The organism is Streptomyces fulvoviolaceus (assembly GCF_000718165.1).
GTDB lineage: Bacteria > Actinomycetota > Actinomycetes > Streptomycetales > Streptomycetaceae > Streptomyces > Streptomyces fulvoviolaceus.
This window is the reverse complement of sequence record NZ_JOEY01000073.1, coordinates 1-26,928: the sequence shown is the minus strand read 5'-3', so window position 1 is coordinate 26,928 and position 26,928 is coordinate 1. Positions and strand designations below refer to the sequence as shown.

Here is a 26,928-nt window from a genome sequence, read left to right as displayed (position 1 = left end):
CTCTTCTTGCCGTTCTGCACTCGAGGCTTGCACGCGGGCGCACCCCCGTGCAGAGGAGAGTTACATCCTGGGAGGAAAACATCCTGGGAGAGTTTTCTCCCCCTCAGTGTGAGCGGATCCGCTGTCACACTGGAGGTATGAGTCCGACACCGCACCTCAACGAGCTGGGCGAGTTCCTCAAGGCCCGCCGGGCTGAGCTGAGCCCTCGCGCCGTGGGCCTGCCCGACAGTTCCGGGCCGCGCCGGGTGGCCGGGCTCCGCAGGGAGGAGGTCGCCCAGCTCGCGGCGATCTCCACGGATTACTACACCCGGCTGGAGCAGGGCCGCATGCCCGCCTCAGCGCCCGTTCTGCAGGCGCTGGCCGAGGCGCTGCACCTGGACGACGACCACCGCCGCTACCTCTTCGGCCTGGCAGGGAAGGAGACCGCCAGGCCCCGCCGTCGCGCCTCGCAGAAGGTCCAGCCACAGCTGCGCCGGGTTCTGGACGACCTCACCTCCACCCCTGCGATCGTCATGGGCCACCGGATGGACGTCATTGCCTGGAACCCTCTTGCGGCGGCCCTCATCACCGACTTCGGCACTATTCCGGAAAAGCATCGCAACTACGTGCGCATCCTTTTCACCGACCCGGCGATGCGAACCCTTTATGCGGACTGGAAAAGCGTGGCCCGTACCTGCGTCGCGCAATTTCGTATGGAGGCGGCAAAGTATCCGGACGATCCACGGCTGGCCTCCCTGGTCGGGGAGCTCTCCGTCCAGGACGGGGACTTCCGCACGTGGTGGGCCGCCCACCACGTCGCCACGTTGAGCGTGGGCACCAAAGTCCTCGCCCATCCCGTCGCCGGGGAACTCTCCCTCGACTGGGACACCCTGACCGCCAGCACCGACCCCGACCAGCAACTGGTCGTGTGGACTGCCGAAGTCGGTACTCCCACCCACGACCGCCTGCGCATCCTCGCCTCGTGGGCCGCCGCCCAACACCAGCCCACCGGACCGGCCGACTGACCGCATCATGACCGGGACGCCCTCGCATGACCCACTTCGTTTTGGACGGAGTCGTAGGTCTCCTGCCCTGGCAGCGCCGGCGTCGATGACGAAGCGGTGGCGCACGTCGGAACGCACGTGGTGAACGCGGAGTCCTCGGCGGTGGAGACGTAGGCGTCCGCGCCCAGCGCGAGGGCGGCTTCCCGCTTGGGCTCGGACCGCGACAGTACGGTGACCTCGGCCTCCATCGACTTGGCGATCTTGACACCCAGATGGCCGAGACTGCCCAGGCCCACGATCGCGACGCGCTTGCCGGGGCCGCGCCCCAGCGCTTGAGCGGGGCCTCCACGGTTATGCCCGCACGCAGCAGAGGTGCCGCGGCAGCCGGGTCGAGGGTCTCGGGTACGCAGGACGAAGTCCTCGTTGGCGACGATCGTCCGGGAGCAGCCGCCCTGGGTGATCGTCCCGTCCCGGTCGGGTTGCCGAAGACCAGGGTGTGCCCATCTGATGCCGACCCGGTCGCGGACCTGATACGTCGGTGACGTTCTCGCCCACTTCGGTCACGGTGCCGACGATTTCACGGCCGGGCACCAACGGGGGCGTGCGTGCGCGCTCCAGCTCGTTGCCCACCCCGTCGCGCGGTCACTGTCCGGCCGGGAAGTCCGTGGAGGCCGCGAGGTCGCGCTGGGCCTCGAAGGCGTCGGTCCGCTTGCGCAGTACTCCGAGGGTGGAGTCCAGGGCCTGCGAGCCGAGCATCATCCGCAGGGGCGCCGGTTCGGTGTCGACGGATTCGATGATGCGCGCGGCCATGCGCTGCGGGTCGCCGGGAGCCAGGCCGTTGGCCGGGTCGAGCATGGCCTGGAAGGCGTGGGCGGGGTTGCCGTCGTAGACGTCCATGAGGTCGGCGACGCGGGCACTGCCGGTCAGGACGTGTTCGACGATGCTGGTGCACAGGCCGTACTTCTTCCGGTAGACGGCGTCCACGTCCGGTCTGCATGTCAGCGCCCTTGCGGATGCGTGTGGTCGTGGGTGGAGGTGCCTCAGCGTTCGAGCATCTGGCGGGCACCCTCCGGGTGGGTCTCCCCGGCGGCTGGGGGCAGGCTGGAGAGCCTGTCGAGCACTCCCGGGGTCAGATCGATGTCGGCGGCGGCGGTGTTCTCCTCGACCCGGGCCACGCGCCTGGTGCCGGGAATGGGGGCGATGTCCTCTCCCTGGGCCAGCAGCCAGGCCAACGCGACCTGCGCCGGGGTGGCGCCCACCTCGGCGGCGATGGCCTGCACCTCGTCGGCGAGTGTCAGATTGCGCCGGAAGTTCTCGCCGGTGAAACGCGGGTTGCCGCGACGGAAGTCGCCCTCTTCGAACTGGCTCTCGTCGCGGACCGCGCCGGTGAGGAAGCCGTGACCGAGCGGGGAGAAGGGCACCAGACCGATGCCCAGCTCACGCAGGACCGGCAGAACACGCTCCTCCAGGCCCCGGGTCCACAGCGAGTACTCCGACTGGACGGCGGCCACGGGGTGGACGCCGTGGGCGCGGCGGATGGTGTCCGGCCCGGCCTCGGACAGGCCGAAGAAGCGGACCTTGCCCTCCGCCACAAGCTCGGCTACTGCCCCGGCGGTCTCCTCGATCGGGGTGTTCGGGTCGACACGGTGCTGGTAGTACAGGTCGATGTGGTCGGTGCCCAGCCGCTTCAGGGAGCCCTCGACGGCGGTGCGGATGTTGGCCGGGCTGGAGTCGAGATTCCACGCGCCCGCGCCGGCGTGGGAGACGAGGCCGAATTTTGTCGCCAGTACCGCCTGGTCGCGGCGGCCCTGCAGGGCCCGCCCCACGAGTTCTTCGTTGGCATAGGGGCCGTAGATCTCGGCGGTGTCGATCAGGGTGACGCCCAGCTCCAGCGCGCGGTGAATGGTCCGGATGGACTCCGCGTCGTCGGTTCCGGCCCCGGTGTATCCGTGGGACATGCCCATCGCGCCCAGACCGATCCGGGAAACCTCCAGCTCACCCAGCTTGATGTGCTGCATCGCGTGCCACCTTTCATCGTTTCTCGCGTCGGACGCTCGCGGCGCCCCGGGCCCATGCAGCAGTACCCCGGTGGATGGCGACCACCTCTTTGCCGATGCCCCATGCGGGTCTGCTGCGGCGTTGTCCACCCTGCCTCCATATGCCGGTGACAGGCAGGCCGAGATGTGCGGGGGTCCGGCCAGCGGGGGTATGACAGGGCCTCCCTGTCATACCCCCGCGTGTCACCGCACGGTCGGAGAGAAGCTGGCGTCATGGCACCGAGCAGCACACCAGCGGCGACGAACTGGGGCGTTTCCTGTGCGCCCGTCGTACCCGGACCAGTCTCCAGGCAGTCGGCCTGACCCCCGGGCCGGGTGTCCGCCGCACTCCCGGCCTGCGCCGCGAGGAGCTGGCCACCGTTGCCGGGGTGAGCATCGACTACTACACCCGCCTGGAGCGCGGCAAGGAGCCCCGTCCCAGCCCCGCCGTCATAGAAGCCCTTGGCCGAGTCCTGCAGCTCGACGACGCCGAGCACCAGCACCTGCGCGACCTGGGCGGTCCGTGCCGCCCGCTACGCGCCCGAGCAAGGACCGCGTGACGGGCCGGCCGGTCTTGTGGTTGTGCCGGATCGCGGCGGCCATCGCGGGGCGCCTGGACCTGGGCGCACCGGGGGCGTGACCGACAAGTCCGGTCGTCATTCACCTTCCGAGCGTATTTCGCCGGCGAGTTCGCCGATTCCGTCGATCTTCACCGACACCCGGTCACCAGGGGTGAGGAACACCTGCGGGGTGCGACGGGAACCCACTCCGTCGGGAGTGCCGGTGAGGATGACGTCGCCTGGCAGCAGGGTGGTGAACTCCGAGATGGTGCTGATCAGCGTAGGTATGTCGAAGATCATCATCGAAGTGTCGGAGGACTGCAGAACCTCGCCGTTCAGCGTGAGACTGATCCCGAGTTTGCCGACCTGGTCGCCGATCTCGTCTTCAGTCACCAGTTCCGGGCCCAGCGGGGTGGAGGAGTCCCAGGCCTTCCCCTGGAGCCACTGATGGGTCTTGTACTGGTAGTCGCGCATGCTCACGTCGTTGGCGATGGTGTATCCGGCGATGACGGTGCGCGCCTCTTCCTTCGGCACCCGTCGGGCCGGTGCGCCGATGACAACCGCCAACTCGGCCTCGTAGTCGACCTGCCGGGTTTCCGGAGGGACGACGATCGGGTCGTTCGGGCCGATGAGGCTCGTCGGGAACTTGGAGAAGAGGACGGGATACGTGGGCAGCTCACGCTCGGTTTCGATCACGTGGGCGCGGTAGTTCAGCCCCACGCAGATGATCTTCTGGGGTTCCGGCACGACCGGGCGGAGCCGCACTTCTTCCAGCGGGACACGCTCGCCGTACCGGAGGTCGGGAGCGCTCAACACTTCCAGAGGGGTCTGACGTCCCAGTTCAGTCACGTCTGCCAGCGGCACGACACAGCCGTCGATGACGGCTCCCGCTCGCCGACGGCCGTCGTACAGATAAGAGACGAAGCGCATGGCTCTCCTTGGCTCGGGTGGTGAGGGACTGGCGCAACGCGGCGCGGTCGGGTGCGGGCGGCCTGAGGGGTCGCGCCTTGATCACCCCTCTTGGGGCGCCTGCGCGGCGGCAGTGTTCTCGATCAAGGCGTCCCGTTGCCGGAGGCCGGTCCCACTGTCTTCCGGCTGTCTTCCGGAGGATTGATGCGCGGGGCGAGCACGGGGTCCCCTCAGGTCGCCTATGTATATTGATTTTATGACGGTCGTCGCAAAAAAGAAATGACCTACCTGGAGTGGAGTGCTCAAATGGCATCAGAAGTTCGACCTGTCGTCACTCGTTCGGGACATGAGCACAGGGAAACGGCCCAGTCGGGCGGAGCGATGCGTATCTCCGGAGTGAGCCCCCAGCACACCCCCGCAACCCGGATCTGGTTCGGAAAGGTCTCCAACGAGCCCGGCTATCGCTCCCTCCCGCACCATCACGGCGAGGCCGAGACCGGGGGCTACGTCCTCACCGGGCACGCCAGGATCTACTTCGGCGAGGGATTCCGCGAGTTTGTGGACCTCTATGAGGGCGACTTCGTCTTCGTGCCGCCGCACATGCCGCACATCGAGGTCAATATGAGTACATCGACCCAGCTCGTCTGGATGACCACCCGTACCCCTGACAACGTCGTGGTCAACCTGCCCGACGTCGATGACGCGGATCTTGACGGCTTTCCCCACTCGTGACCCCGACCGAGTAGAGGCGTCCGGGAACGCCACGACCCGGCACGCGGCACCCACCGCGGACAGACCGGCGAGCAACGCGCCGACCGCTCAGCCCAGGTTCCGGTCGCTACCGGAGCGAGTGTGCCCAGCGCTTTGAGATAAAGGGGTGCACGGCTGCTCCGACCAGCCGTGCACCCCTCGGGGTCACACAAGTCGACGACGGTGACGGCACCATCGTCGGGCAACTCCGCGGCAACGGCTGAGCCGGCGCCGGCGGTTGGGTTCTCAGACGAGTTCGCGCGTACTCCAGTGCTCGAGTCGGACCGGGGTCGGTGCGAGATCGAGGGAGTAGCCGGCACGGGCGTCGAACTGGGCCGTGGCGCTGAACCGGTCGCCGCGGATGAGAGTCGTACGCCATTCCACGGCACGGCCTGACGCGAGACCGAGGCGTTCGATGGAGAAGGCAGCGATGTCCTGCGGGAGGTCGAGCAGCCGCCGTTCCGCCGCGGTGGGGACGACCGCCCTGATGCGCTCCTGTCCGCCGGTGAGGCGGAGGCCGCATCTGCGGGCGAGTTCGTCGTAGAGCGCGGTGTGGCCGAAGTCGGCGTCGAGCAGTGGGCGGGCGTCCTGGGCGGGCAGCCAGACCCGGTCGTGGGCCAGCGGTTCCCCGTCGGCCAGCCGCAGGCGTTCGAGGTACAGCAGCGGTGTCGACTCCTCCAGGCCCAGCCGGACCGCGACGTGCGCGTCTGCGCGGACATCGAGAATGCGTACGACGCTGCGCTGCTCCAGCCCGGCGGCCTCGACGGAGGCGAACAGGCTGTAGAGAGCGCCGAGGGGCTGTTCGACGAACGCCTCCTCGGACGGGCGGGGCTGCCGCCCGCGCCCGGCTGTCACCAGACCCTGCTTCCTCAGCTCGCGCAGCGCCTCGCGGACGGTGTGTCTGCTGACGCCGTACTGCGCTCCCAACTCGTGCTCGCCGGGGAAGGAGCCGGTGAACTCGCCGCCCTCCAGGCGCATCCGCAGATCGTCCTGCACCCGCTGCCACAGCGGCATCCCCTTCCCCCCGGGGAGGGCGCGCTTCGGGGTGGTCGATCCGTGTTCGGAGTCGGTGCCCGCCATGATCCTCTTCCCTCGCTCTTGCTGTACGTACATTTAGAGAGCTAATGTACGTACATTACTCCAGTCCCTGATTGGCAGGGAAGCCATGCGCTTAGAGGCTCTCAGCTGACCACCCGGCCCAGCAGACCGGAAGGAAACCATCATGGCCAGCACCGCACATCACCAGGTGCTCATCGTCGGCGGAGGCAGCGCCGGCGTCAGCGTCGCCGCTCGCCTGCGACGGGCGGGGGTCCGCGACATCGGGATCGTCGAACCCGCGACCACGCACTACTACCAGCCGCTGTGGACCCTCGTCGGCGGCGGACGTGCCCCGGTCAAGGAAAGCGCCCGGCCCGAGCACTCCGTCGTACCGAAGGGTGTGACATGGATACAGGAGCGCGTCGAGGACATCGACCCCGAGGGGACCGTGACCACCGACCGCGGCAACAGGATCAGCTATGACCGGCTCGTCGTCTGCCCCGGCATCCAGCTCGACTGGGACAGGGTGCCGGGGCTCGCGGACGGGATCCACACCCCGCACATCTCCAGCGTCTACCGCCCCGACCTCGCCCCCAAGACCTGGGAACTCATCCGCGGCCTGCGTTCGGGGACGGCCGTGTTCACCATGCCGGCGGGACCGATCAAGTGTGGTGGGGCGCCGCAGAAGATCGCCTACCTGGCCGCGGACTACTGGCGGGAACAGGGCGTCCTGCCAGACATCCGGATCGTGCTCGTACTCCCCACACCGACCATGTTCGGTGTGCCGGTGTTCGCTACGGAGCTGGAGCGGGTCGTGGCCCGCTACGGCATCGAGGTACGCCACAGCAGCGAACTCGTCGAAGTGGATCCGGACGGCCGCCGCGTCACCATCGCCGACCACGCGGCCCACACCAAGGACTCCATCGACTTCGACCTGCTCCACGTCGTGCCGCCCCAGTCGGCCCCCGACTGGCTGAAGGCGACGCCGCTGGCCGACCCGGCGAATCCGGCCGGGTATGTCGAGATCGACAAGCACACCATGCGCCACGTCCATTACCCCCACATCTTCGCCCTCGGCGACGCCGGTTCCTCTCCCAACTCCAAGACGGGGGCGGCGATTCGCAAGCAGGCTCCCGTCGTCGCACAGAACGTCATCGCCGGCCTCAAGGGTTCCGCCGGCCTTCCCGCCTCCTACGACGGCTACTCCTCCTGCCCGATCGTCACGAGCCGCCACAAGATGCTGCTCGCCGAGTTCGACTACGAGGGGACACCGCGACCGAGCTTCCCCGTCATCGACGCCACGCGCGAGCGCCGGGACATGTGGTACCTGAAGCGCTACGGGCTGCCGTACCTGTACTGGAACCTGATGCTGCGGGGACGGGTCTGATCCGATCCGTCAGCGGTCCCCGCGTCTCCGTCGCGGCATCGAGCTCCGTCTCGGCCGACCGGCGGACGGCTCCGGCCGCGCCCCACTCCACTCCCTGTAGGCGATGCCTGGGGGAGAGGCCCGCCCATGGAATACCCCCCGGGGTATACCTGTTACGGTGAATGTCAGATACCCCCCGGGGTACCACCTTCTGGAAGGAACCGAAGCCGTGTTCTTCGTCGACACCCTGGAGTTCGAGGGCCTGGGCAACCGCAGCTACCTGGCCGGCGGGCCGAGCAAGGCCGTGGCGGTGGATCCGCCGCGCGACATCGATCAGGTGATCGCCGCAGCGGCCCGGCGAGGGGTGCGGATCGCGTACGTGGCGGAGACGCACCTGCACAACGACTACGTGAGCGGCGGGCTGGAGCTGGCCCGGGTCACCGGTGCCCGCTATCTGGTACCGGCCGCTGCCGCGGTGTCCTTCGCCCGCACCCCGGTCGCCGACGGCGACACCGTCACCCTCGGCGAGGGCCTGGCCCTACGGGCGCTGGCCACCCCCGGCCACACCCCGCACCACACCTCGTACGTCCTGGAAGAGGACGGACGCGGGGTGGCGGCGTTCACCGGCGGGTCCCTGCTGATCGGTACGGTCGGACGGCCCGACCTGGTCGAACCACGGCTGACGGAGCAGCTGGCCCGCGCGCAGCACGCATCCGCCCACCGCCTGGCGGAGGAACTGGACGACGAGGTGCCGGTGCTGCCCACGCACGGCTTCGGCAGTTTCTGCTCAAGCTCCCAGGCCGACGGAGACGCCAGCACGATCGGGCAGGAGCGCAAGACCAATGACGCGCTGACCCGGGACGTGGACAGCTTCGTCGCCGACCTGCTCGCCGGCCTGGAGGACGTCCCCGCCTACTACGCGCACATGGGCCCGGCCAACGCCGCGGGCCCCGCCCCCGTCGACCTCACCCTGCCGCGGCCGGCCGACGCCGACCAGATCGCCCGTCGGCTGGCGGCCGGCGAATGGGTGGTCGACCTGCGCAACCGCGTCGCCTTCGCCCAGGGACATGTCGCGGGCTCGTTCAACTTCGAGGGCGAGGGCAAGCCGGCCACCTACCTGGCCTGGCTGATCCCGTGGGGCAAGCCCGTGACCCTGCTCGCCGACACCCCCGAGCAGATCGCCGCGGCGCAGCGGGAGCTGGTCCGGGTCGGCATCGACCGGCCGGCCGCCGCCGCCACCGGCACCCCGCAGGAGTGGGTGTCCGAGGGGGCGGAGCTGCGGACCTTCCCGCGCGCCGCCTTCGCCGACCTCGCCGCAGTCCGTGACCGCGGCGAGAGTGTGGTGGTCCTCGACGTGCGCCGCGACTCCGAGCGCGCCGGCGGCTACATCGACGGCTCGGTGCACATCCCCATCCACGAACTGCACGGCCGTATCGGCGAGGTGCCCGCGGGTGAGGTGTGGGTGCACTGCGCGGGCGGGATGCGCGCGGCGATCGCCGCCTCCCTCCTGGACGCCGCCGGCCGTGCCGTGGTTGCCGTCGACGACGGCTTCGACGCCGCCCCCGAGGCCGGGCTGCCCCTTACCCGGCCCGGCACGGACTGACCCCCACCGCACCACCCCTCCCGGAGTGATGAGCCCATGTTCTTCGACCTCTTCCGCAGCCGCGGCCCCCGCCGCCTCACCCCTGTCCAGGCCCACCGGCGCGCCGCCGACGGCCGGGCCGTCCTGCTCGACGTCCGCGAAACCGCCGAGTGGGAGGCCGGGCACGCACCGGACGCGCTGCACCTGCCCCTGTCCCGGCTGACGGCGGGAGCGCCCCTGCCGTCCGCCGCCCAGGGCACACCCGTCGTGGCGATCTGCCGCTCCGGCAAGCGTTCCCAGCAGGCCGCCGAGATCCTGGCCGGACTCGGCATCGAAGCCACCGATGTCACCGGCGGCATGACCGCCTGGGCGTCGGCCGGCCTGCCGGTGGCCGGCCCGGACGGAAACGACGGCGTCATAGCGTGAGCGCGCTCATCCTGGCTCTGATCGCGGGCGCCGTGGTCGGTCTCGCGCTGGGCGCGCTGGGCGGCGGCGGCAGCGTCCTCGCGGTGCCCGCGCTGATCTACCTGCTCGGCTTCACCCCGGCCGCGGCCACCACCGCGAGTCTCCTGATCGTCACCGCCACCTCGCTCACCGCCCTGTTCGGCCACGCCCGCAGCGGCCATGTGCGGTGGAGAGCCGGCGCGCTGTTCGCGGCCGCCGGCATCCTCCCGGCCGTGGCGGCCGGGGCGGCGGCGTCCCGGCTGCCACAGCCGGTGCTGATCGCCGCGTTCGCCGTCGTCGCCGTCCTGGCGGCCACCCGCATGCTGCGCCCCGCCGGAACGGTGTCCGGTGGGGGAGCCGGTGCGGTGCGGCCGGGCAAGGCCGCCGGGACCGGAGCGGGGCTGGGCGCGCTGACCGGGCTGCTGGGGGTGGGCGGCGGTTTCCTCGCCGTGCCGGCCCTGGTCACCGTGCTGGCCTTCGAGATGCAGGCCGCCATCGGTACCAGCCTGCTGGTCATCTCGGTCAACTCACTGGCGGCGCTGGCCAGCCGCGGTGCCACGACGGCCGATCTGGACTGGGCGGTGATCGCACCGTTCATCGGGACAGCGATCCTCGGCGCCTGGGACGGCAAACGTCTGGCGGCCAGAGCCTCCGGCCCCCTCCTCCAGCGCATCTTCGCGGTGACGCTCCTGGCCGTGGCCGCGTTCATGCTCATCGACGCCCTGACATGAACCCGGCCCACCGCGGGGCGGTCTGACGCCAGGGAACGGGCGGGCTCATGCCAGGGACAGGAACAGCTTCTCCAACCGGTCCCGCATCTGCTCACGGCCACCGTCGGCCGCTATCCCGGAGTCGGTCAGGCAGTGCTGGAGACCGGTCGCGATGATCGCGAACCCGGCCTTGTCCAGCGCCCGGGAGGCCGCGGCGAGTTGCGTGACCACGTCCTCACAGTCCCGCCCCTCCTCGATCATCTTGATCACTCCGGCGACCTGGCCCTGCGCCCGGCGCAGCCGGTTGACCACCGTCTTCAGTTCCTCGGCTGCCATCGCCAGTTCCACAAGCACTCCCTCGATATACCCCCATGGGTATCCTGCCTACAGGGAGTGAACCATCAGAAAGAGAAGGACATTCCAGTGACCACCACCGCCCTTGCCCCGGAGCAGGCCCACGCCCAGCTCCACGAGCTGACCGTCGTCGACGTGCGCACCCCCGGCGAATACGCCTCCGGCCACCTGCCCGGCGCCCACAACATCCCCCTCGACCACCTCGACAGGGCCCTGCCCGCCCTGAAGGCCGCCGCCGGACGCGGAGACCTCCTCGTGGTGTGCGCCTCCGGAGCCCGCTCGACCCAGGCCTGCACCACACTCGCCGAACACGGCATCACCGCCGCCACCCTCACCGGCGGCACGAACGCCTGGAGCGAGCGCGGCCACGACCTGCACCGCCCCGCCGGCGCCCGCACCGTATGGGCCATGGACCGCCAGGTCCGCTTCACGGCCGGGGCCCTGGTCCTGACCGGACTCGCGGCCGGACAGCGCTGGCCGGCTGCCCGCTGGCTGTCCGCCGGTGTCGCGGGCGGCCTGGTCTTCTCCGCCGTCAGCAACACCTGCGCCATGGCCCGCATGCTGGGCAAGCTCCCCCACAACCAGCCCCGCACCAGCGACCTGGACGCCACCCTCGCCGCACTGGCCGACTGAACCACCACCGGCCCTCCTGCATCACCACGTTCATGCCTGGGCCGGAAACCGGCCCAGGCATGAGGGCCGCTTCCCCCGGGGCCGCGAGCACGGACCGAGTTCCAAGCCCGGTGTCCGGTCGGCAGAGCCAGCAGGCCTCCATGACGGCCCGGGCCTTGATCCGATCATGAAACGCGATCCTGCGTCTGCGGTCAGCCTTTTCCCCGACCGGCACTCAGACTTGCTGGGGCTTGTACGAACTCGGCTCGCGCAGGATCACGCGGCGCAGCAGGTCGACGGATTTGGTCACGCCCTCGACAGGGCCCATGAGGACGTCCTCGTGTTCGATGCTCAGGACGCCGTCGTAGCCGGCCCGGCGCAGAGCCAGGCAGAAGGCGCGCCAGAACGCCTCGTCGTGGCCGTAGTCGAGGGTCACGTAGTTCCACGAGCGTTCCTTGGCCGCCATGACCGGGAGGGTTCCAGCCTGCTGGTCAGGGACTGGCGGGAGGGTTCCAGACGGGTGTCCTTCGCGTGGACGTGCAGATCGCCTCGCCCAGGGCCTCGATGGCCGCGAGCGGGTCGGCGTCCATCCACATGAGGTGGCTCGGGTCGAAGTTGGCCCCGACGGCCGGTCCGACCTCCTCGCGCAGGCGGAGCAGGGTGGGCACGTTGTAGACCGCCTGGTGCGCGTGCATCTCCAGGGCGAGCTTGTGGATGCCCTGAGCCTGGGCGTGACCCACGAGGTCGCGCCAGTACGGGATCACGACCTCGGTCCACTGCCAGTCGAGTATCTGTGTGGTCTCCGGCGGCCAGGAGACGGTGATCCAGTTGGGGTTGGCGTCGCCCGGCCCTCCCGGCAGGCCCGACATCATCACCACACGGTCAACGCCGAGCAGCGGAGCGAGAGAGATCGTCTTCCGCGCGACCTGGTCGTGCTCACGGCCGCCGGGCCCGGGATGCAGCGGGTTGCCACGACCTCCACCACGATCAAACCGGCCTCGGGGTCGGCGTACATCGTGCAGAGCAAGGCCACCGTCAAGTAGCGGCGAAGGGTTTTCCTCTTACCGGTCGGGGCCGGGCCGATGGGCCTGGCCCCGACCGGCGCACAAACGGCCTTGGGCTGACAGGGTTTCCATGCCGAAGCGGTGGCGGACACCGCGGCGCGGCGAGGATGAACGCCCGGGTGTGCGCGGCAGCGTCGCCGTCAACGCGGTCGGCGGCGTGCCGGGACAGATCGCTTGGATGTCCGGAAGTGAGCTGGCGGTTCCGTGACCTGCCGGAGAACGCGCGGGCTCGTCTGCCCGGGCGGGCGGCGAAGACTTCGGAGAAGGCCGGTGACGCGCTGGCCGTGCTCGATGGCGTAGCCAGGTCCGGCCTCGGGCCGTTGCCGGGCTCACGAGGCGGGCGCGGCCCCGACGAAGACCACCAGCAGTTTGGCGACCTGGGCAGAGCGATTGCGCCAGGCGTGGCGGGTGCCGTGCTGGATCACCATGTCACCCGGGTGCAGTTCCACTTCGCCCTTCGTGAGCTCCAGGTGGAGCGTGCCTTCCAGAAGCACGTCGTAGTCGATCGACGGGGTCGTGTGCATCCCGGGGTGGTCGGGTTCCATCAGGTCGGTGATGCCGGGCGAGATGGTGGCGTGTTCTGCCGCTGCAGCCTGGGGGTCGAAGTCGGGGTGCTGGAAGACCGACATCGGTGGGAGCGTCAGTACCAGCATCGACGTGCCGCCCGGAGCCGGCACGAAGGTCGGTGCCGAGACCGTCGGGTCGGTCCCGTCGAAGTCCGTCGTCTGATGGGGAGCGGTGGACCACGCCAGGGTGTTGGAGAAGCCGGGCGTGTGCAACGCCTTCTTGGAACGGGGCGGGGCTCCGTCTTCGATGACCTGGCTGATCCCATCGACATTCGCCACAAGCACTCGACGCATTTGCTGCCTCCTCGTTGTTCACGGCCCTGAAAAACAGCGTGCCGGCAGGGTGACTCGGCGTTCCGTGGGAGCTGTCACTGTCCAGCCGCCCTGCGCCAGGACGCACACCCTTGGCGATCCGACTCCCCGATTTCCCGTAATCGGCTAAGTGGGTATGCCACTTTGGGCGTCACCCTGACAAGGCCGGGAAGGCTTGTCAAGAGCTGTCCCGACCTCGTCGTAGTGCGAGGGGAGGCGTGGCGGAGGGGTCCGCGGTGCGCTCTGGGTCGGCGGCTCAGGCGCTTGCCGATTCGTTCGTTTCGCCTTCTTGACAGCGAGATGTCGCCGCGGTCACACTCCCAAAATCGGCTAAGCCACTTGGCCAAACATCCGGATTGGTGAACCTCGGTGCGGGGGGCTGGCTCAGTGGCGGAGGAGAGCGGATGAGTGCGATCCATGACTGGAACGAGGCCGGGCCGTGGTGCGGCGGCGGTGCCGAGGATGCCGCAGATTCGTCGGGCCCTCGACTCGCCCGCCGACTGCCCTCGCTGTTAACGGCTGCCGGGTGACGGCAAGAACTGCTGTTTTCCGGAGTGCCCTGCGGTAGCCGTGTCCCTCGGGCCCGTCACCGCGCGGCCCGTCAGGGCCCGGCTCGCCGTGGCCCCGCCTCGCATCGTGCGCGGGCGTCGGAGCCGGCATCCACCGCGCTGAAAGCGGCTGGTCGGCCGCTTCCTCCGGTGCCGCCGGGCTCCTGCCGTGTCATCGGCGGGACGGCGCCGCGCAGGTCGCCTCATCACTCCCGTCCACGTCTCGTCCAGCGCCCGAAGAAGCCGCCACGATCCGCCGTGGCCTCACAGAGTTGGGAGACCTCTACATGTCTCAGGTAACGCGTGCCGACACGGACAGTGCGCCCGCAACCGCAAAGAGTGTCCCTCTGAGCCGTCCGTCCCGCTTCACGGTCGTGACCGGGTTCGCGGTCCTGATCCTGTCGTACCTGGTCAACGCCATGGACAGGCAGGTGTTCTTTCCCCTCTTGCCGAGCATCCGGTCGGAGTACGGATTCTCGCTGACGGAGGGCGGAAGCCTCGCCACCAGCTTCACGCTCGGGATGGCCGTGGCCGGGCTGCCCGCGGGCTACCTCCTGGACCGCTTCAGCCGCAAGACGGTCCTGGTCGTGAGCATCATGATCTACTCACTCGGCACGATGGCCACGGCGCTGGCCGGGGGCTTCGCCGAGATGGCCGCCTACCGGGTTGTCTCGGGAGTCGGCGAGGGCATGCAGTCCGCCGCGCTGTTCGCGGTCATCGGCACGTACTTCTTCCACCGGCGTGGTCTGGCCTTCGGCGGCACCGCTGTGGCCTTCGGGACGGGCGTCATCCTCGGCCCACTGGTCGGCGTTCATCTGGCGACGCTGTTCCAGTCATGGCGGGCGCCCTTCGTCCTGTTCGGGGCGACCGGAGCGGCCCTTGCCGTGATCGCGCTGTTCGTGGTCAGCCGACGGCTGACCGAGCGTGCCGAGAGCCATGAGGCCACGATCGCGACCCACGACCACATGCCTGCTTCTCCCTACAACCGCAACAGCATCGCTCTGGCGGCCAGCTCCGCAGTCAGCGGCCTGGTGGTCTACGGCTTCCTCGGCCTTTATCCGACGTTCCTCATCAGCCATCTGCACTACACCACCGCCCAGGCGGCACTGGCCGCGAGCTTCGTGGGCTACGGCGGCATGCTGGCCCTGGTGGCCGGCTGGCTGGGAGACCGTGTCAACCAGCGCACCCTTCTGATGGTGACCTACCTGGGGGTTTCGGCGACCAGCCTGCTCGTTTACCAGACGCAGGCCACCATCGGCTGGCAGTGTCTGTTCGCCTCGCTGATGGGCTTCTTCGCAGTCGGCTCCCTGTACACCAACCACAACAGCGCGATGCAGCGGGCGGTACGGCCCGAGCACGTGGGCCGGGCGTCGGGCCTGTTCATCAGCAGCTACTACACGTCCTCCGCCTTCTCCGGGCTGCTCTTCGCCGCTCTTGTGAACCACCTCGGCTGGCGGCAGGCAGGCATGTGGCAGGTCACCCTCCTGCCCCTGCTGGCGATCCTCGCGCTGACCTTCGTACACGCCCCCCACTTCATTGCCGCGCCGAGGAGGCGGACGGACTGAGAGCGCGAACGCGCCGCGTGCGATGCTGCGGGCCGAGTGGTCCGCAGCATCACCGGCATTGGTCCGCCCTCCAGGCTGGTGCGACCGTCGAGCCCCGTCGATCAGATACAGGCTCCGACCTCGCCGACCGTGACCGACGCTCCCAGTCCGCCGGTGCTTGGCGAGGGAGGAGCGGGTGGCGGGATTTCAGGTTCCAGAAGTCAACGGGGCGATGTTCCGCCGGCCTCTGTAATTGGACTGACCACTTGGCCTGTCGGGTGGTCGCTTGGAGTAAACTGCGAGCAATACTTCGTCGTAGCGGGAGATCCGGTGCCTGTGCCCCCTCGTTCGTCTGATCGAAGCAACCAGCTTCGTCCGGGTTCGGCCGACCTGCGGGGCATCACGCCGCTCAGCGTGTCGCGGTTGTCGGATGAGGTGGCTGACCAGATCCGACGCCTGATCATCAGCGAGGGCGTCGCCGAGGGAGCGCGGCTTCCGTCGGAACGGGATCTGGCCGAACGCTTCGGCGCGAGTCGGCCGACCGTGAGCCAGGCGCTGCGGACGCTCGCACTGATGGGCCTTGTCGAGACCCGGCGCGGTTCGGGCGCCTACGTTCTGCGCCGGCCGGAGACGATGGTGACCGCTTCGGTCAACCTCATGCTCGATCTCGACGAAGAGTCGCTCGGGCATCTGATGCAGCTACGCCTGTGGCTGGAGACGCTCGGAGTCAAGGAAGCCGCTTTGCGGGAGCCGGAGTTGAGTCCGCAGGAGCAGACCGACATCGCCACCGCGCTCGATCGGCTCGGGGCTTCCGCGGGCCGGCCGTCCGAGTGGATCGCTGCGGACACGGTTTTCCACGCGACACTGGTCCGCAGCTCGGGCAATCCCTACGTGGCCGCTGTGTATGAGAGTGTCCACACCGCGATCCTGTCCTTCGAGTTCGACAACTGGATCGAGTCGGAGTCCGTTCCGGCCTGGTTGCGCAAGTCGCAGGCCAAGGACCACATGGCGCTGCACCAGCCGATCGCCGACGCGGTCGTGTCGCGGGATCCGGAGGCGGCCGCGGAAGCCGTGCTGCGCCATCACGAAGTAATGCTGGACCATCTGGAGGCCGCACGGCGCACGGCGCGTCGGCGACGGCCGTCGCGCCGACGGTGAAGGGGTCCCGGTGGTCGGTCGGCTGAGAGCGCACGGCTGGAGCTCGGCAACGGATGTCCATGCCCGTGACCGTCGCTTAGCCAGCTGAACAGTCGGTGGGCCCGGCGGCCCGCGCGGGACAACGACCACGACCGGCCACCGGCTGCCTGCCGAACGCCAAATGCCCGGCACCTGCCGGGCATTGCTGACTGCGCGCAACTGGGCGGCGGCCGGACCATACCGGCCTCGGCAGGGCGTTGCGTCGCGCCCCGCCGAGGCCGCGAGTCCGAGGGTGGGGCCCGCTCGGATGCCAGACGTTCTGCGGGAACCCGAGGTCCGGACCGGCATGGCTCTGGTGGGGCCACTGGCTGGTGACGACCTTCGCCGGGTGAAGAAGTGGACGCCGTCCATGCCGTGCGCGTGGGTGTCGCCGAACAGCGAGTTCTTCCAATCGTCCAACGAGTAGTACGCCATGGGTACCGGCACGGAAGTGCGGCAGGATCGGATAGGCGCCGGGAGCCCACGCCAAGCCCGCGAGGTACGGAAGCGTCGCGAGTCGATGTACCTTCCAGGAAGCGATGTGGGCTAGGACAGCAGGCCCACGGTGGTGAGGTCAGCGACCAGTTCGGACTGCTGTTCCGCGGTGAGGCCGAGGAGCGGGACGCGCGGCTGACCGCCCGACATGCCCAGCAGATCGGACCACGCCTTGATGAAAGGGATGGGCAGAGTACGGTCGCGCAGCCACTGACCGTGCAGCCACTTCGAGTTGAGTGCGCGCAGCGGTTCCAGCGTCGCCGCCACCTCGGCCGCTCGCTCGTACTCGCCGCGCAGCGCGAGTTCCGTGTACTCGCGCATCGGCTGCCAGGAGGCGGTCTGGTACAGGTACGGGACGGCCGACGACATGAAGACCGTCTGGGCGTTGTTGCGCATGTTCTCCAGCCACAGGCCCTCGTTGGCCTCGCAGACCATGATGCGGTCACCGACGCGGTCGAGGGTCTCGAGGTAGCGGGCGTGGTCGTGACCGACCTTGATGCCGCAGACGTTCTCGGCGTCGGCCAGTTCGTCGATCAGCTCCATCGGCATGGTGACGCCCGAGAAGCTCGTGTCGAACAGCCACATGCCGATGTCGACCGCGGACAGCACCTCGTGGAACCAGGCTCGCAGCCCCTCGGCGGAGGCCGGCGGGTAGTAGGGGGTGATGACGACGGCGTAGTCCGCGCCGGCCTGCTCGGCGTGGTGGGTCAGCTCGATGGTCTGGCGGGCCGAATGGTGACCGGTGTGCGCGAGGACCGGGCATTTCCCGGTCGCTGCCTCGACCACCGTCTCGACGGACTGCTTGCGCTCCTCGTCCGTCAGCGCCCAGTACTCGCCCATCACACCGGTGCAGAAGACGCCACCCACGTGCAGGCTTCCGGTGAGGTGGTCCATGTCCGACGCGATCGCGTCCCGGTCGAGGCGGCCGTCGGGGGCGAAGGGGGTCGTCGTAGCGGCCCAGATCCCGGTGAACTCCTTGCGTGCGGCCTGCTTGGCCTCACTGCGCGCGTAGTGCACGTCCGTTCTCCTGAGGGTTAGGTGGCCATCTGGCTAGGCCAATTAGTTCCCGAGTGTGGTCGTCGGGTCTGACGGTGTCAACCGTCGCGTCCTGTGCCGATGTGGAGGTCCGCCCCGACTGCCCGGTGTGTTGAATCCGTGCCGGTCAATGGGGTTGACACCGTCGGAGACCGTGGTCATTCTTTGGCATAGCCAATTGGCCACTTTCCGGATCGTCGCCGAAGGCGGGCAGGCCGTCCGGCGGGTGGCGACACGCAGATCGCCACGTGGAGACGAGGTCCCATGTCGTTGCAAGAGTTCATCCCTGCACCGAAGTTCGACGACTACCGCGAGACGTTCGCGGACTTCTTCAAGCTGGAGCGCAAGGATGGCGTCATCGTCGCCCGGGCCCACACGCTCGGTGGCTCCATCCAGCTGAGCGTGCAGAATCACCGCGCCCTCGGTCAGATGCTGAAGACCATCGGCGCGGACCCGGAGAACGAAATCCTCGTCCTGAGCGGCTCGGGGCCGGACTTCATGATGGAGTCCGATCCCGCGGGCTTCGAGCTCGAGGACGCGGACATGCCGTACTGGGCGTACGAGTACGCCTACAAGGACGGCCGTATCAACGTGAGCTCCCTGGTCAACGACCTGGAGATCCCGACGATCGGCATCCTGAACGGCCCCGGCTTCCACACCGAGATCGCACTGATGTGCGACATCACCCTGTGTGCGGAGGAGGCGACCCTCTTCGACCTCCACTACGACATCGGATCCGTTCCCGCCGACGGCATCCACAGCTGCTTCCAGGAGCTGCTCGGTGTCAAGCGGGCCGCGTACGCGCTGCTGACCGGCGAGGCGATCACCGCAGAGAAGGCGCTGGAGTGGGGGATGGTCAACGAGGTCCTGCCGCGGGACGCTCTGCTGGAGCGGGCGCTGACCATCGCCGACCACATCATGAGCCAGCCGCGGATCACCCGTCGGCTGACCACCCAGATCGTCCGGCGTCCCTGGAAGAAGCGCATCGTCGACGACCTGGACGGCGGCTTCGGCATCCAGATGTTCGGTCACGTGTCCAAGCAGAGGTCCATCCACGGCCGGGAAGCCATCGGATCGACGGTGGACTACGTTCGCCAGGGCAGGCGCAACAACTTCGACAAGTGATCGCCGCGGCGATCGTCACCCCGGCGGCGAGCACGGTCGCCAGGACGCCGCCGACAGCCGCTCGCGACGGCAACGAACACCCGTGGAGGGACCGCCATGCCGGAAGTGCATGTCTACATGGCCGAGGGCCGTACCGACGAGCAGAAGAAGAACATGATGGTCGACGTCACCGACGCGCTGGTGAAGCACCTGGACTGTCCGCCGGACGCCGTCACGGTGCAGATCATCGAAGCGAAGTGGACCGAGAAGATGAAGGGCGGCCGGACGTTCGCGGAGCGGTACGCCGACAAGACGCCCTCCGGGTATCGGGCTCGTCTCACCGACTGACTCACTCACCATCGCAGTCTGAGCAAGGGAACCACTGGACATGAAGAAGCTCGGTTGGCTGGGCACCGGACGCATGGGCGCCGCCATGGCGGGCCGCCTTGTCGAGGCCGGCAATGACGTCCTCGTATGGAACAGAACGCGGGCGAAGACCGCCCCGCTCGTGGAGAAGGGGGCCGTGGCGGTCGGCGAGATCGCCGAGCTCGGTGCGGCCGACGTCGTCTTCGTCATGGTGTCGACCCCGCGCGACCTCGAGGAGGTCGTCGCTGGACCCAAGGGGCTGCTGGGCGCCCAGCACAGGCCGACCGTCATCGTCGACTGTTCGACTGTCTCCACGGAGACGTCGGCACGTGTGCGGGCCGAGGCGGCCAAGGCCGGGGTCGGATTCCTCGCCGCCCCGGTCAGCGGCAATCCGCACGTCGTGGCCGAGGGCGCTGCATGCATCGTCGCCTCTGGTCCGACGGACGTGTTCGAAGCGGTCGAGCCGTACCTGTCGCAGATCGCGAAGGTCGCCGTATGGGCCGGGGCCGAGGAGCAGAGCCGGCTCGTGAAGCTGTGCCACAACCTGTACCTCGGCATGATGGTCCAGGCCCTCGTCGAGGTCACCAGTCTCGCGGAGAAGGGGGGCACCGACCGTGCGGCGTTCCTGGAGTTCCTGGGCGGCACCGTCCTGGGCTCGGACTGGGTGCGCAAGCGCACCAAGGATCTCGTCGAGCTCGACTGGACCCCGACCTTCACGACCGAACTGCTGCGCAAGGACTTCGACCTCGGTCTGGCGGCGGCGCGCGAGCTGGAGGTTCCGATGCCGGTCGGCGCGTCGGTCCACCAACTGATTCAGTCCGCCATCGGCGTGGGGCTCCGCCACGAGGACTTCCTCTCCCTCTACGTGCAGCAGGCGCAGAACGCCGATCTGGCGTCGGGGCAGTGATCCCGCGCCCGCGGGAGATCGCCGTCTCATGAGAAGAATTTTGGCATAGCCACATAGCCACTATGTACAACTGTGCACAGTCAGAAGGAGGACGGTATGCCCGCAGTGACGACGGGCGCCGATGTGAACCGCTTCGCCGACAGTGTTCGGCTCAGAGCGGTCCGTATGGTCGCCCCGCACGGGTTCGGATACCTCGGCCAGGTGCTGTCCTCGGCCGAGCTGGTCTCGACCCTGTATTCGACCGCCTACCGGCCCGACCGGGACCAGCTGGTCTGTTCACCGGGCCACTACATCATCGCCGTGTTCGCCGCGGCTGCCGAAGCCGGACTCCTCGACGAGGACCTGCTGGCGACCTACGGCTTCAACGACTCCTCACTCGAGGCCATCGGCACCGAACGCTCCCCGGCGGTCGACCTCACCTGCGGATCGCTCGGAACCGGGCTCTCGGGCGGCGTCGGCTTCGCCCTGTCGAACCGGTTGAAGGGGGTCGACGACGCCCGGACCTTCGTACTCGCCAGCGACGGCGAGCTGGAGGAGGGCCAGACGTGGGAGGCCGCACTCTTCGCCGGTCACCAGCGACTCGGAAGGCTGGTCGTGCTGCTGGACGCCAACGACTCGCAGGTCGACGGACCGGTCAGTTCCATCACCACCATCGACCCGATCGCGGCCAAGTTCGAAGCCTTCGGCTGGGATGCCTACGACGTGGACGGTCACGATGTCGACGCGCTGACCTCGGCACTCGCGTCAGCGGGCACCCATGACCGCCCGAGCGTCGTTATCGCCCGGACCTCCACCCGTCAGGGACTGCAGGTCCTCCCGGCGCACGCGGACGGGCACTTCATCAAACTCCCGGCGCCCCTCGCCCAGGACGCCGTCTCCGAACTGGAGGCCCGCCTTGCTTGAGCCACCGCCCTACCGCACCGTCCTCAAGCCCTACGGCAGCGCCCTGGTCGACGTGGCACTGGAGCGCGAGGAGATCCTGTGCCTATCCGGGGACCTCACCCGCCAGTGCGAGATCGACCTGTTCCAGGAGAAGATCCCCGAGCGGTTCATCCACGGCGGCATGGCCGAGGCACACATGATGAGCATGGCCGGCGCGCTTGCCCGAAAGGGCCACATCCCCTTCGTGCACACCTTCGGGGTCTTCGCCACGCGCCGCCCGTACGACCAGATCGTCAACTCCGTCGCCTACCCGAAGCTCCCGGTCCGCATCGTCGGGTTCATGCCCGGAGTGTCCAGCCCCGGCGGGCCGAGCCACCAGGCCATCGAGGACATGGCCATCATGCGCGCGATCCCCGGGATGACGGTGATCGACGTGGCCGACGCCGTGGAGACCCGTGAGGCCGTCCGCCAGATCGTGGACATCCCGGGACCCGTGTATCTGCGGCTCAAGCGCGGCGAGATCCCCGTCATCTTCGACGATGACCACCGCATGTCGCTGGACAGGGCGCAGGTACTCACACGCGGGGACGACCTCGCCGTGATCGCCTGCGGAATGATGATCCCCGCGGCGCTGGCCGCCGCCGAGATCCTCGAGGCGGCAGGCGTCTCGGTCACCGTCGTCAACACGCCGGTCATCAAGCCGTTCGACGCGGGCACTGTCCTCGACGTGGCCCGAGGCGTCCAGGCCGTGGTCACGGCCGAGAACCACTCGGTCATCGGCGGCCTCGGCTCGGCGGTGGCCGAGACACTGGCCACCGCCGGGCTGGGCCGGCCCCTGAGGCGGATCGGGCTGCAGGACACCTTCGCCGAAGGGGCCAAGACGGCTCCGCACCTGTTCCGCAAGTACGGGTTGTCCACACGCGACGTGGTGGCGGCCGCCTGGTCCGCACTCGGCCGTGAGGACCCGCTTCCCGACGTGCCCGAACTGCCCGTCGCCACCGGCGAGTACGCCCCGGTCTGATCTTCCGCAGCGGCCTGTCGGCGCGTGTCCACGCCGGCTCGCCGTACCCCCGAGAAAGCGAGCGCACGTGTCGAACGACATCCGGTCCGTGGTCGCGGACGTTCCCACACAGCTGTTCATCGGCGGCGCCTGGCGTGACGCCGACGACCGAGCGACGATCGAGGTGATCGATCCCGCCACCGCGAAACCTCTCACCACCATTGCCTCCGGTTCACCGGCAGACGGAGCCGCTGCCGTCGCCGCGGCGCAGGAGGCGCTTGTCACCTGGCGGAGCACCGCTCCCCGCAGGCGCGCCGACCTTCTGCGCCGGGCATTCGAGCTCATGATGGAGCGGCAGGAGTGGTTCGCCCTCCTCATCAGTGCCGAGAACGGCAAGGCGCTGCCCGACGCGAGGGCGGAGGTGGCGTACGCCGCCGAGTTCTTCCGCTGGTTCTCCGAGGAGGCGGTCCGGCTCACGGGATCCCTGCACACCGCGCCGAGCGGGGACTATCGCGTCATCGTCCAGCGCGAACCGATCGGCGTGGCGGTACTCGTCACTCCGTGGAACTATCCGGCGGCGATGGCGACACGCAAGATCGCGCCGGCCCTGGCCGTGGGGTGCACGGTCGTCCTCAAGCCGGCCAGCGACACCCCGCTGACCGCGCTCGCCATGGCCGCGCTGCTCACCGAGGTCGGTATTCCGCCGGGCGTCGTCAACGTGCTCCCCGCACACCGCTCGGGGCAGGTCGTCGACTCTCTACTGGCCAACCCGGCAGTCCGCAAGGTGTCGTTCACCGGGTCGACCGAGGTCGGGATCAAGCTGCTGCACTCGGCAGCCGATCGCGTCCTCAGTTCCTCCATGGAGCTGGGCGGCAACGCCCCGTTCCTCGTGCTCCAGGACGCGGACGTCGACCAGGCGGTCGCGGGCGCGATCGTCGCCAAGATGCGCAACGGCGGAGAGGCGTGCACCGCCGCGAACCGCTTCTACGTCCACGACGCGGTGGCCGACCGGTTCGCGAGCGCCTTCGCCGCGGCCATGGCGTCGCTGCAGGTCGGGCCCGGCTACGAGGATGGCGTGGCGCTCGGCCCGCTGGTGAACGAGGCAGCGAGGGTGAAGGTGCAGACACTGGTCGACGACGCCGTCGGGCGTGGAGCCGACATCGTGACCGGCGGCCGGGTGCCCGACCGCGAGGGGTACTTCTACCCCGCGACGGTGCTCGATCATGTCGCCGCCGACTCCGACCTGCTGCATGACGAGATCTTCGGACCGGTCGCGCCGATCGTGCGCTTCACCGACCTGGAGGAGGCCATCGCCGATGCCAACCGAACCGAGTACGGCCTCGTCTCCTACGTGTACACAGCCGATCTCGCCACCGGCATGCAGGTCGCAGAGGCGCTGGAAACCGGCATGATCGGACTCAACCGGGGCCTCGTCTCCGACCCCAGCGCGCCCTTCGGCGGCGTCAAGCTGAGTGGCCTGGGCCGCGAGGGCGGCCACGAGGGCATGCTGGAGTACACCGAGACGAAGTACATCGCGACGTCCTGGTGACCACTCCCGACCGCCCATCAGAAAGGCTGCCGCGCGAGCGGAGCGAGGCACGGCGGGGTCGGGACACACATCCGACGAGGAGTGGCCTGATGACGGAACGGAGAGGTGTGCGCAGTCGCTGACGCGCCATGCGGCAACTGCGACGCGCCTGGGCAAGGCCCGTGTCGAGGGGCCCTGATCACCTTGGTGCAAGTCCAACTCCGCGGCCGCGGCGATCACGTGACGCCCGCTCGCTCGGGTCCGTCGCCGGGCGCAGAGATCTCCGAGATCATCGGGGAGCGTGTTCCCGAGCCGTAGGACGCTGGTGCTCGGGTCGCCGGTGAAGACCGGAGGAACGCGCACGGGGCGGGGTCTCACTCTCAGCTTGGGAAGGGGCGCGGCGCTTTTGGAGCCGGGTAGCTTCTGACTTGGGCGTATGCGCTCTGGCATGGCGCAGGAGGGTGCAGGATCGCGCCGCGGTCGACCGTGGTCACCCGCTCTTACGGGCACGGATTGGGCACGGCTTCGGGCCAGGTGGTCGGACCGCGCCGTCACACCCTCGTAAGGATGCGCCAGGCGCAAGCCCGCCAAGGCGCGTGCGGCTGCTGTTGCGTGCGCAACCCGTGGCGCAGGCCCGGTGAGACCCCCTCCGCGCACGCCACTGCGGGCGGGAAGTTGCTGCTGTCGCAGCTGACCGACGAGCAGGTCCGGGCGCTCTACCCGGAGGACGCCCTGCCCGCACTGACCTCGCGGACCGTCACCTCCCGGGGGGAGCTGTTCGCGGAGCTGTCCGTCGTCCGCGAGCGTGGTTTCGCGGTGAGCCGTGGCGAGTCCATCGCGGGCATGCATGCGGCAGTTGTCCCGCTCGGCGGCCCCAGTTGGCTCAACCGGCCGGCTCTGATGGCTTCCGTACCCGCCGACCGCGGCGATGACGCCGCGCTGGTCCGGTGGGCCGGGGAACTGCAGCGCCCCGCAGCCTATTCGGGGGCCGGCGACGCCAGCACTGAGCTCGGCGAGGGACGCCGAGACCGACACGGGGATCGGCAGTCGGCGTCGAGACCGACTTTTGATACGGAGGACCATGAAAACCGGAGGCCATAGGCCGGGCCGGCGGATACGCCGTCATTTTCACGGCGTCGGATACGTACTGATCGTTCCAGGCGGGCCTGGCCGCGGAAGGTAAGGCCGAGGCGTTCGCGGTTGCGCAGGTCCGCGACGAAGCGGTGGATGGGCTCGCCGCGCAGCACGGTGGGGTCGTGGCCGCCCCCGGGCGCCTCGGCCTCCAAGAACGCGGACAGTTCGGCGCCGGCGCGGCGCACGAAGTCCACCGGCTGGGCGCTGCGCGGGCAGGTGGGCGAGCGCAGCACGTCGGCGATGTGATCCCACAACAGGTCGCGCAGCCACCGCTGGGAGATGCAGGTCAGGTCGACGTAGCTGGAGCGGTGGGGGAAGCGCACCCCGAAGCGCTCGGTCTCGATGTAGCCGGCATCCCGGGTGTCGGAGGGAGTGAAGTAGATCTTCCGCAGGGCCTGTTGCATCTCCTGCACCATGCGCTGGTGGTAGGCGCGGCGGAAGACGGACGCCTCCAGGCCGGCCAGGGACGCCACGTCGCGGCGCACTCGTCCGCGAGCGACTGCACCCACGTCAGGTGCCACACGGCGACGGGCTGCAAGCCGTGGACATACATGCCCCACTGCAACTCCGCCCGCAGCAGGGCCGCAGCCCGCGCAGGTTGACTGTTCCGGTGCGGTGCACCGGAAGCTGTGCGCGGCACCAGGCGTGGAAGGCGACTTCGTCCCCGCAGGTCACCGGGACAGGGCGACCACGGCGCTCAAAGGTGGCGAAGAAGTTCTTCGGCAGCGTCGCCTCGCCCGGACGCCCGGCCCGGATGCAGCCGCGCTCGTGCGCGCCGCACAACCCCAGCGGCGAGGCGGCCAGTTCGTCGCACACGTCCGCCCGGCACTCACCGTAGCCCGGCAGCGACGGCTGGTCGGCCAGTCACCGCTCGAAGTTCCCCTCGCCCCCGCCGGGGTGCCGCTTCAGGTGGCTCAGCCACCGGGTGCGGTGCCGGAAGCACAGCACCAGCTGCAGGCTGAGCGCCGGACGTTGTGGGCAGATCCGGCACATCATCGCCTCCGGCATCTCCGTGGCCGGCAGCGGCTGCGCGGTCTGCAGGAACTGGGCCCGGCTCGCGCCGCGCGCCTCCGCCTCCTGCCACTGCTCGGCGTGCACCGAGCACATCGCGTAGCGCCGCCAGCGGGGCCGCTCGCAGTCGACGGCCGTGCAGCTCCACGGATAGACCGGGTGCGTCGGCGGGATCTTCAGCACCCCGCCGCGCAGCGCCGGGTCGAACTCGGGCCCGTTGATCAGAGCGGTGAGCACCTCCAGCCGGTCCCGTCGCGTGCGGGCATCCTGCTGCAGCAGTAGCCATGGCGCCGTCACTTCGTCTCACCCCAGACCGTGCGCAGGGCGGCGTCGAAGACCGGGTCGTGGACGCCGACATGCCCGTAGACCTCATCCACCATCGCGGCCGAGGCCCAGCCGCCAGCATCCTGGGCGATCAACAGGTTGCCGTCGGCGGCGTCGAGAACTGCGGAAAGTGAACAAGTGCCGGAGTTCCTCCGGCGAGCCGGGCTGGGTGTGCTGTCCGGCGGATCACGCCTGGGACGTGATGGTCCGGCACGCCCATCTGCGGCGTTGTCGTCCGGTGAGGGAGAAGGATCAGCGGCATGGCCATGGTGAGGGACATCGAGGTCCGCGGTATGCAGCACTGCGAGACGACTGCGCTGGGCGTGCTGCTGCGGAATGAGGGACTCGACCTGTCCGAGCCCATGCTGTTCGGGCTCGGCTCCGGGCTGTCCTTCGTCTACTGGGACAGCAAAGCCATGGGTTTCCCCTTCCTGGGAGGCCGGGTCAAGCCGTTCGAGCTCACCAGGATCCTGGCCGCCCTGCTCGGGCTTGAGCTGCTGGTCGGGGAGACCACTTCCCCGCGCAAGGCATGGCAGAACGTGGCGGCACCCATCGACGCCGGTCGGCCGGTCGGGCTGCAGCTCGACA

General features: G+C 69.2%; 29 protein-coding genes and 2 pseudogenes. 18 read left to right on the top strand and 13 right to left on the bottom strand.

The annotated features are described in order from the left end of the window. Nucleotides 1-137 precede the first annotated feature (137 nt). Nucleotides 138-1,004, top strand: coding sequence for a helix-turn-helix domain-containing protein (locus tag IG08_RS0147705; RefSeq protein WP_030619281.1), 867 nt, complete (start codon nt 138-140; stop codon nt 1,002-1,004). A 5-nt stretch (nt 1,005-1,009) separates the two neighbouring features. On the opposite strand, the gene IG08_RS60425 is transcribed toward IG08_RS0147705, so the two are convergent. The 3 genes from IG08_RS60425 to IG08_RS0147690 all read right to left on the bottom strand — a co-directional run bounded on the left by IG08_RS60425 (nt 1,010) and on the right by IG08_RS0147690 (nt 3,001). Next, nucleotides 1,010-1,279, bottom strand: a complete 270-nt coding sequence (locus IG08_RS60425) for a zinc-binding dehydrogenase (RefSeq protein ID WP_052425214.1) — start codon at nt 1,277-1,279, stop codon at nt 1,010-1,012. A 346-nt stretch (nt 1,280-1,625) separates the two neighbouring features. Next, the gene (locus tag IG08_RS0147695; protein ID WP_030619278.1) at nt 1,626-1,967 is read right to left on the bottom strand and encodes a Rossmann-fold NAD(P)-binding domain-containing protein; all 342 of its coding nucleotides are present in this window, start codon (nt 1,965-1,967) and stop codon (nt 1,626-1,628) included. A 56-nt stretch (nt 1,968-2,023) separates the two neighbouring features. Further along, complete coding sequence (locus IG08_RS0147690) at nt 2,024-3,001, bottom strand: aldo/keto reductase (RefSeq protein ID WP_030619275.1); 978 nt, start codon at nt 2,999-3,001, stop codon at nt 2,024-2,026. A gap of 284 nt (nt 3,002-3,285) precedes the next feature. Here IG08_RS0147690 and IG08_RS55150 point away from each other — a divergent pair. Continuing rightward, nucleotides 3,286-3,574, top strand: a pseudogene (locus IG08_RS55150) (helix-turn-helix domain-containing protein); the annotation flags it as partial. A gap of 101 nt (nt 3,575-3,675) precedes the next feature. On the opposite strand, the gene IG08_RS0147680 reads toward IG08_RS55150, so the two are convergent. After that, complete coding sequence (locus IG08_RS0147680; protein ID WP_030619272.1) at nt 3,676-4,509, bottom strand: fumarylacetoacetate hydrolase family protein; 834 nt, start codon at nt 4,507-4,509, stop codon at nt 3,676-3,678. Between the two features lie 360 nt (nt 4,510-4,869). Here IG08_RS0147680 and IG08_RS0147675 point away from each other — a divergent pair, with 360 nt between their 5' ends. After that, nucleotides 4,870-5,220 carry a cupin domain-containing protein gene (locus IG08_RS0147675; RefSeq protein ID WP_234343166.1) on the top strand — a complete coding sequence of 117 codons (351 nt, stop codon included), beginning with the start codon at nt 4,870-4,872 and terminating at the stop codon, nt 5,218-5,220. A 264-nt stretch (nt 5,221-5,484) separates the two neighbouring features. Here the strand turns inward: IG08_RS0147675 and IG08_RS0147670 are convergent, their stop codons facing one another. After that, nucleotides 5,485-6,318 carry a GntR family transcriptional regulator gene (locus IG08_RS0147670; RefSeq protein WP_078656030.1) on the bottom strand — a complete coding sequence of 278 codons (834 nt, stop codon included), beginning with the start codon at nt 6,316-6,318 and terminating at the stop codon, nt 5,485-5,487. 142 nt (nt 6,319-6,460) lie between these two features. Between IG08_RS0147670 and IG08_RS0147665 the strand changes: the two genes are divergently transcribed. The 4 genes from IG08_RS0147665 to IG08_RS0147650 all read left to right on the top strand — a co-directional run bounded on the left by IG08_RS0147665 (nt 6,461) and on the right by IG08_RS0147650 (nt 10,399). Further along, nucleotides 6,461-7,663: an NAD(P)/FAD-dependent oxidoreductase gene (locus IG08_RS0147665; RefSeq protein ID WP_030619258.1), complete on the top strand. Its 1,203-nt coding sequence runs from the start codon at nt 6,461-6,463 to the stop codon at nt 7,661-7,663. 208 nt (nt 7,664-7,871) lie between these two features. Continuing rightward, nucleotides 7,872-9,245 carry an MBL fold metallo-hydrolase gene (locus IG08_RS0147660; protein WP_030619255.1) on the top strand — a complete coding sequence of 458 codons (1,374 nt, stop codon included), beginning with the start codon at nt 7,872-7,874 and terminating at the stop codon, nt 9,243-9,245. Nucleotides 9,246-9,281: 36 nt separating this feature from the next. Next, nucleotides 9,282-9,650: a rhodanese-like domain-containing protein gene (locus IG08_RS0147655; protein ID WP_030619251.1), complete on the top strand. Its 369-nt coding sequence runs from the start codon at nt 9,282-9,284 to the stop codon at nt 9,648-9,650. Then, on the top strand, nt 9,647-10,399 hold the full coding sequence (locus IG08_RS0147650; RefSeq protein WP_030619236.1) for a sulfite exporter TauE/SafE family protein: 753 nt from the start codon (nt 9,647-9,649) through the stop codon (nt 10,397-10,399). Before IG08_RS0147655 ends, IG08_RS0147650 begins: the two co-directional genes overlap by 4 nt. Nucleotides 10,400-10,444: 45 nt before the next feature. Here IG08_RS0147650 and IG08_RS0147645 read toward each other — a convergent pair whose 3' ends face one another. Next, complete coding sequence (locus IG08_RS0147645; protein WP_030619234.1) at nt 10,445-10,726, bottom strand: metal-sensitive transcriptional regulator; 282 nt, start codon at nt 10,724-10,726, stop codon at nt 10,445-10,447. A 75-nt stretch (nt 10,727-10,801) separates the two neighbouring features. On the opposite strand from IG08_RS0147645, the gene IG08_RS0147640 reads away from it, so the two are divergent. After that, nucleotides 10,802-11,365 (top strand): rhodanese-like domain-containing protein, encoded by a 564-nt coding sequence (locus tag IG08_RS0147640; RefSeq protein WP_030619231.1) that lies wholly within the window; start codon nt 10,802-10,804, stop codon nt 11,363-11,365. 214 nt (nt 11,366-11,579) lie between these two features. Here IG08_RS0147640 and IG08_RS60930 read toward each other — a convergent pair whose 3' ends face one another. From IG08_RS60930 to IG08_RS0147620, 3 genes are all read right to left on the bottom strand, one after another. Beyond that, nucleotides 11,580-11,810, bottom strand: coding sequence for a hypothetical protein (locus IG08_RS60930; protein WP_052425213.1), 231 nt, complete (start codon nt 11,808-11,810; stop codon nt 11,580-11,582). Nucleotides 11,811-11,835: 25 nt separating this feature from the next. Next, complete coding sequence (locus IG08_RS58215) at nt 11,836-12,306, bottom strand: sugar phosphate isomerase/epimerase family protein (protein ID WP_267965058.1); 471 nt, start codon at nt 12,304-12,306, stop codon at nt 11,836-11,838. Nucleotides 12,307-12,737: 431 nt separating this feature from the next. Further along, complete coding sequence (locus IG08_RS0147620; protein ID WP_030619230.1) at nt 12,738-13,268, bottom strand: cupin domain-containing protein; 531 nt, start codon at nt 13,266-13,268, stop codon at nt 12,738-12,740. 940 nt (nt 13,269-14,208) lie between these two features. Here IG08_RS0147620 and IG08_RS0147615 point away from each other — a divergent pair. Both IG08_RS0147615 and IG08_RS0147610 read left to right on the top strand, forming a co-directional pair. Further along, a complete protein-coding gene (locus IG08_RS0147615) occupies nt 14,209-15,399 on the top strand; it encodes an MFS transporter (protein ID WP_234343165.1) in 1,191 nt (396 codons plus the stop codon). A gap of 309 nt (nt 15,400-15,708) precedes the next feature. Next, nucleotides 15,709-16,536 carry a FadR/GntR family transcriptional regulator gene (locus IG08_RS0147610; RefSeq protein WP_199821084.1) on the top strand — a complete coding sequence of 276 codons (828 nt, stop codon included), beginning with the start codon at nt 15,709-15,711 and terminating at the stop codon, nt 16,534-16,536. Nucleotides 16,537-17,100: 564 nt separating this feature from the next. Here IG08_RS0147610 and IG08_RS0147605 read toward each other — a convergent pair. Then, nucleotides 17,101-18,066, bottom strand: coding sequence for a dihydrodipicolinate synthase family protein (locus tag IG08_RS0147605; RefSeq protein ID WP_030619221.1), 966 nt, complete (start codon nt 18,064-18,066; stop codon nt 17,101-17,103). A gap of 282 nt (nt 18,067-18,348) precedes the next feature. Between IG08_RS0147605 and IG08_RS0147600 the strand changes: the two genes are divergently transcribed. The 7 genes and pseudogenes from IG08_RS0147600 to IG08_RS63255 form a co-directional block, all read left to right on the top strand. Continuing rightward, nucleotides 18,349-19,209: an enoyl-CoA hydratase/isomerase family protein gene (locus IG08_RS0147600; protein WP_030619216.1), complete on the top strand. Its 861-nt coding sequence runs from the start codon at nt 18,349-18,351 to the stop codon at nt 19,207-19,209. A 96-nt stretch (nt 19,210-19,305) separates the two neighbouring features. Beyond that, entirely contained in the window at nt 19,306-19,536 is a 231-nt protein-coding gene (locus IG08_RS0147595; RefSeq protein WP_030619213.1) for a tautomerase family protein, read from the top strand. A gap of 40 nt (nt 19,537-19,576) precedes the next feature. Further along, nucleotides 19,577-20,461, top strand: coding sequence for an NAD(P)-dependent oxidoreductase (locus IG08_RS0147590; RefSeq protein ID WP_043457049.1), 885 nt, complete (start codon nt 19,577-19,579; stop codon nt 20,459-20,461). Between the two features lie 96 nt (nt 20,462-20,557). Next, nucleotides 20,558-21,364 (top strand): 1-deoxy-D-xylulose-5-phosphate synthase N-terminal domain-containing protein, encoded by an 807-nt coding sequence (locus IG08_RS0147585; RefSeq protein ID WP_043457046.1) that lies wholly within the window; start codon nt 20,558-20,560, stop codon nt 21,362-21,364. Then, the gene (locus IG08_RS0147580) at nt 21,357-22,364 is read left to right on the top strand and encodes a transketolase family protein (protein WP_030619205.1); all 1,008 of its coding nucleotides are present in this window, start codon (nt 21,357-21,359) and stop codon (nt 22,362-22,364) included. Before IG08_RS0147585 ends, IG08_RS0147580 begins: the two co-directional genes overlap by 8 nt. A 67-nt stretch (nt 22,365-22,431) precedes the next feature. Then, a complete protein-coding gene (locus IG08_RS0147575; protein WP_030619202.1) occupies nt 22,432-23,892 on the top strand; it encodes an NAD-dependent succinate-semialdehyde dehydrogenase in 1,461 nt (486 codons plus the stop codon). Nucleotides 23,893-24,438: 546 nt separating this feature from the next. Then, nucleotides 24,439-24,726: pseudogene (locus IG08_RS63255) on the top strand (IclR family transcriptional regulator domain-containing protein); the annotation flags it as partial. Nucleotides 24,727-24,848: 122 nt separating this feature from the next. On the opposite strand, the gene IG08_RS61990 reads toward IG08_RS63255, so the two are convergent. The 3 genes from IG08_RS61990 to IG08_RS62655 form a co-directional block, all read right to left on the bottom strand. Then, nucleotides 24,849-25,478, bottom strand: coding sequence for a hypothetical protein (locus IG08_RS61990; protein ID WP_052425209.1), 630 nt, complete (start codon nt 25,476-25,478; stop codon nt 24,849-24,851). 391 nt (nt 25,479-25,869) lie between these two features. Further along, nucleotides 25,870-26,313 carry a hypothetical protein gene (locus tag IG08_RS56200; RefSeq protein WP_052425208.1) on the bottom strand — a complete coding sequence of 148 codons (444 nt, stop codon included), beginning with the start codon at nt 26,311-26,313 and terminating at the stop codon, nt 25,870-25,872. Beyond that, a complete protein-coding gene (locus tag IG08_RS62655) occupies nt 26,310-26,435 on the bottom strand; it encodes a hypothetical protein (protein ID WP_267965057.1) in 126 nt (41 codons plus the stop codon). Before IG08_RS62655 ends, IG08_RS56200 begins: the two co-directional genes overlap by 4 nt. A 165-nt stretch (nt 26,436-26,600) precedes the next feature. Between IG08_RS62655 and IG08_RS0147560 the strand changes: the two genes are divergently transcribed. Beyond that, nucleotides 26,601-26,928: BtrH N-terminal domain-containing protein (locus tag IG08_RS0147560; protein ID WP_030619199.1), on the top strand; the 328-nt coding region annotated here is incomplete at its 3' end.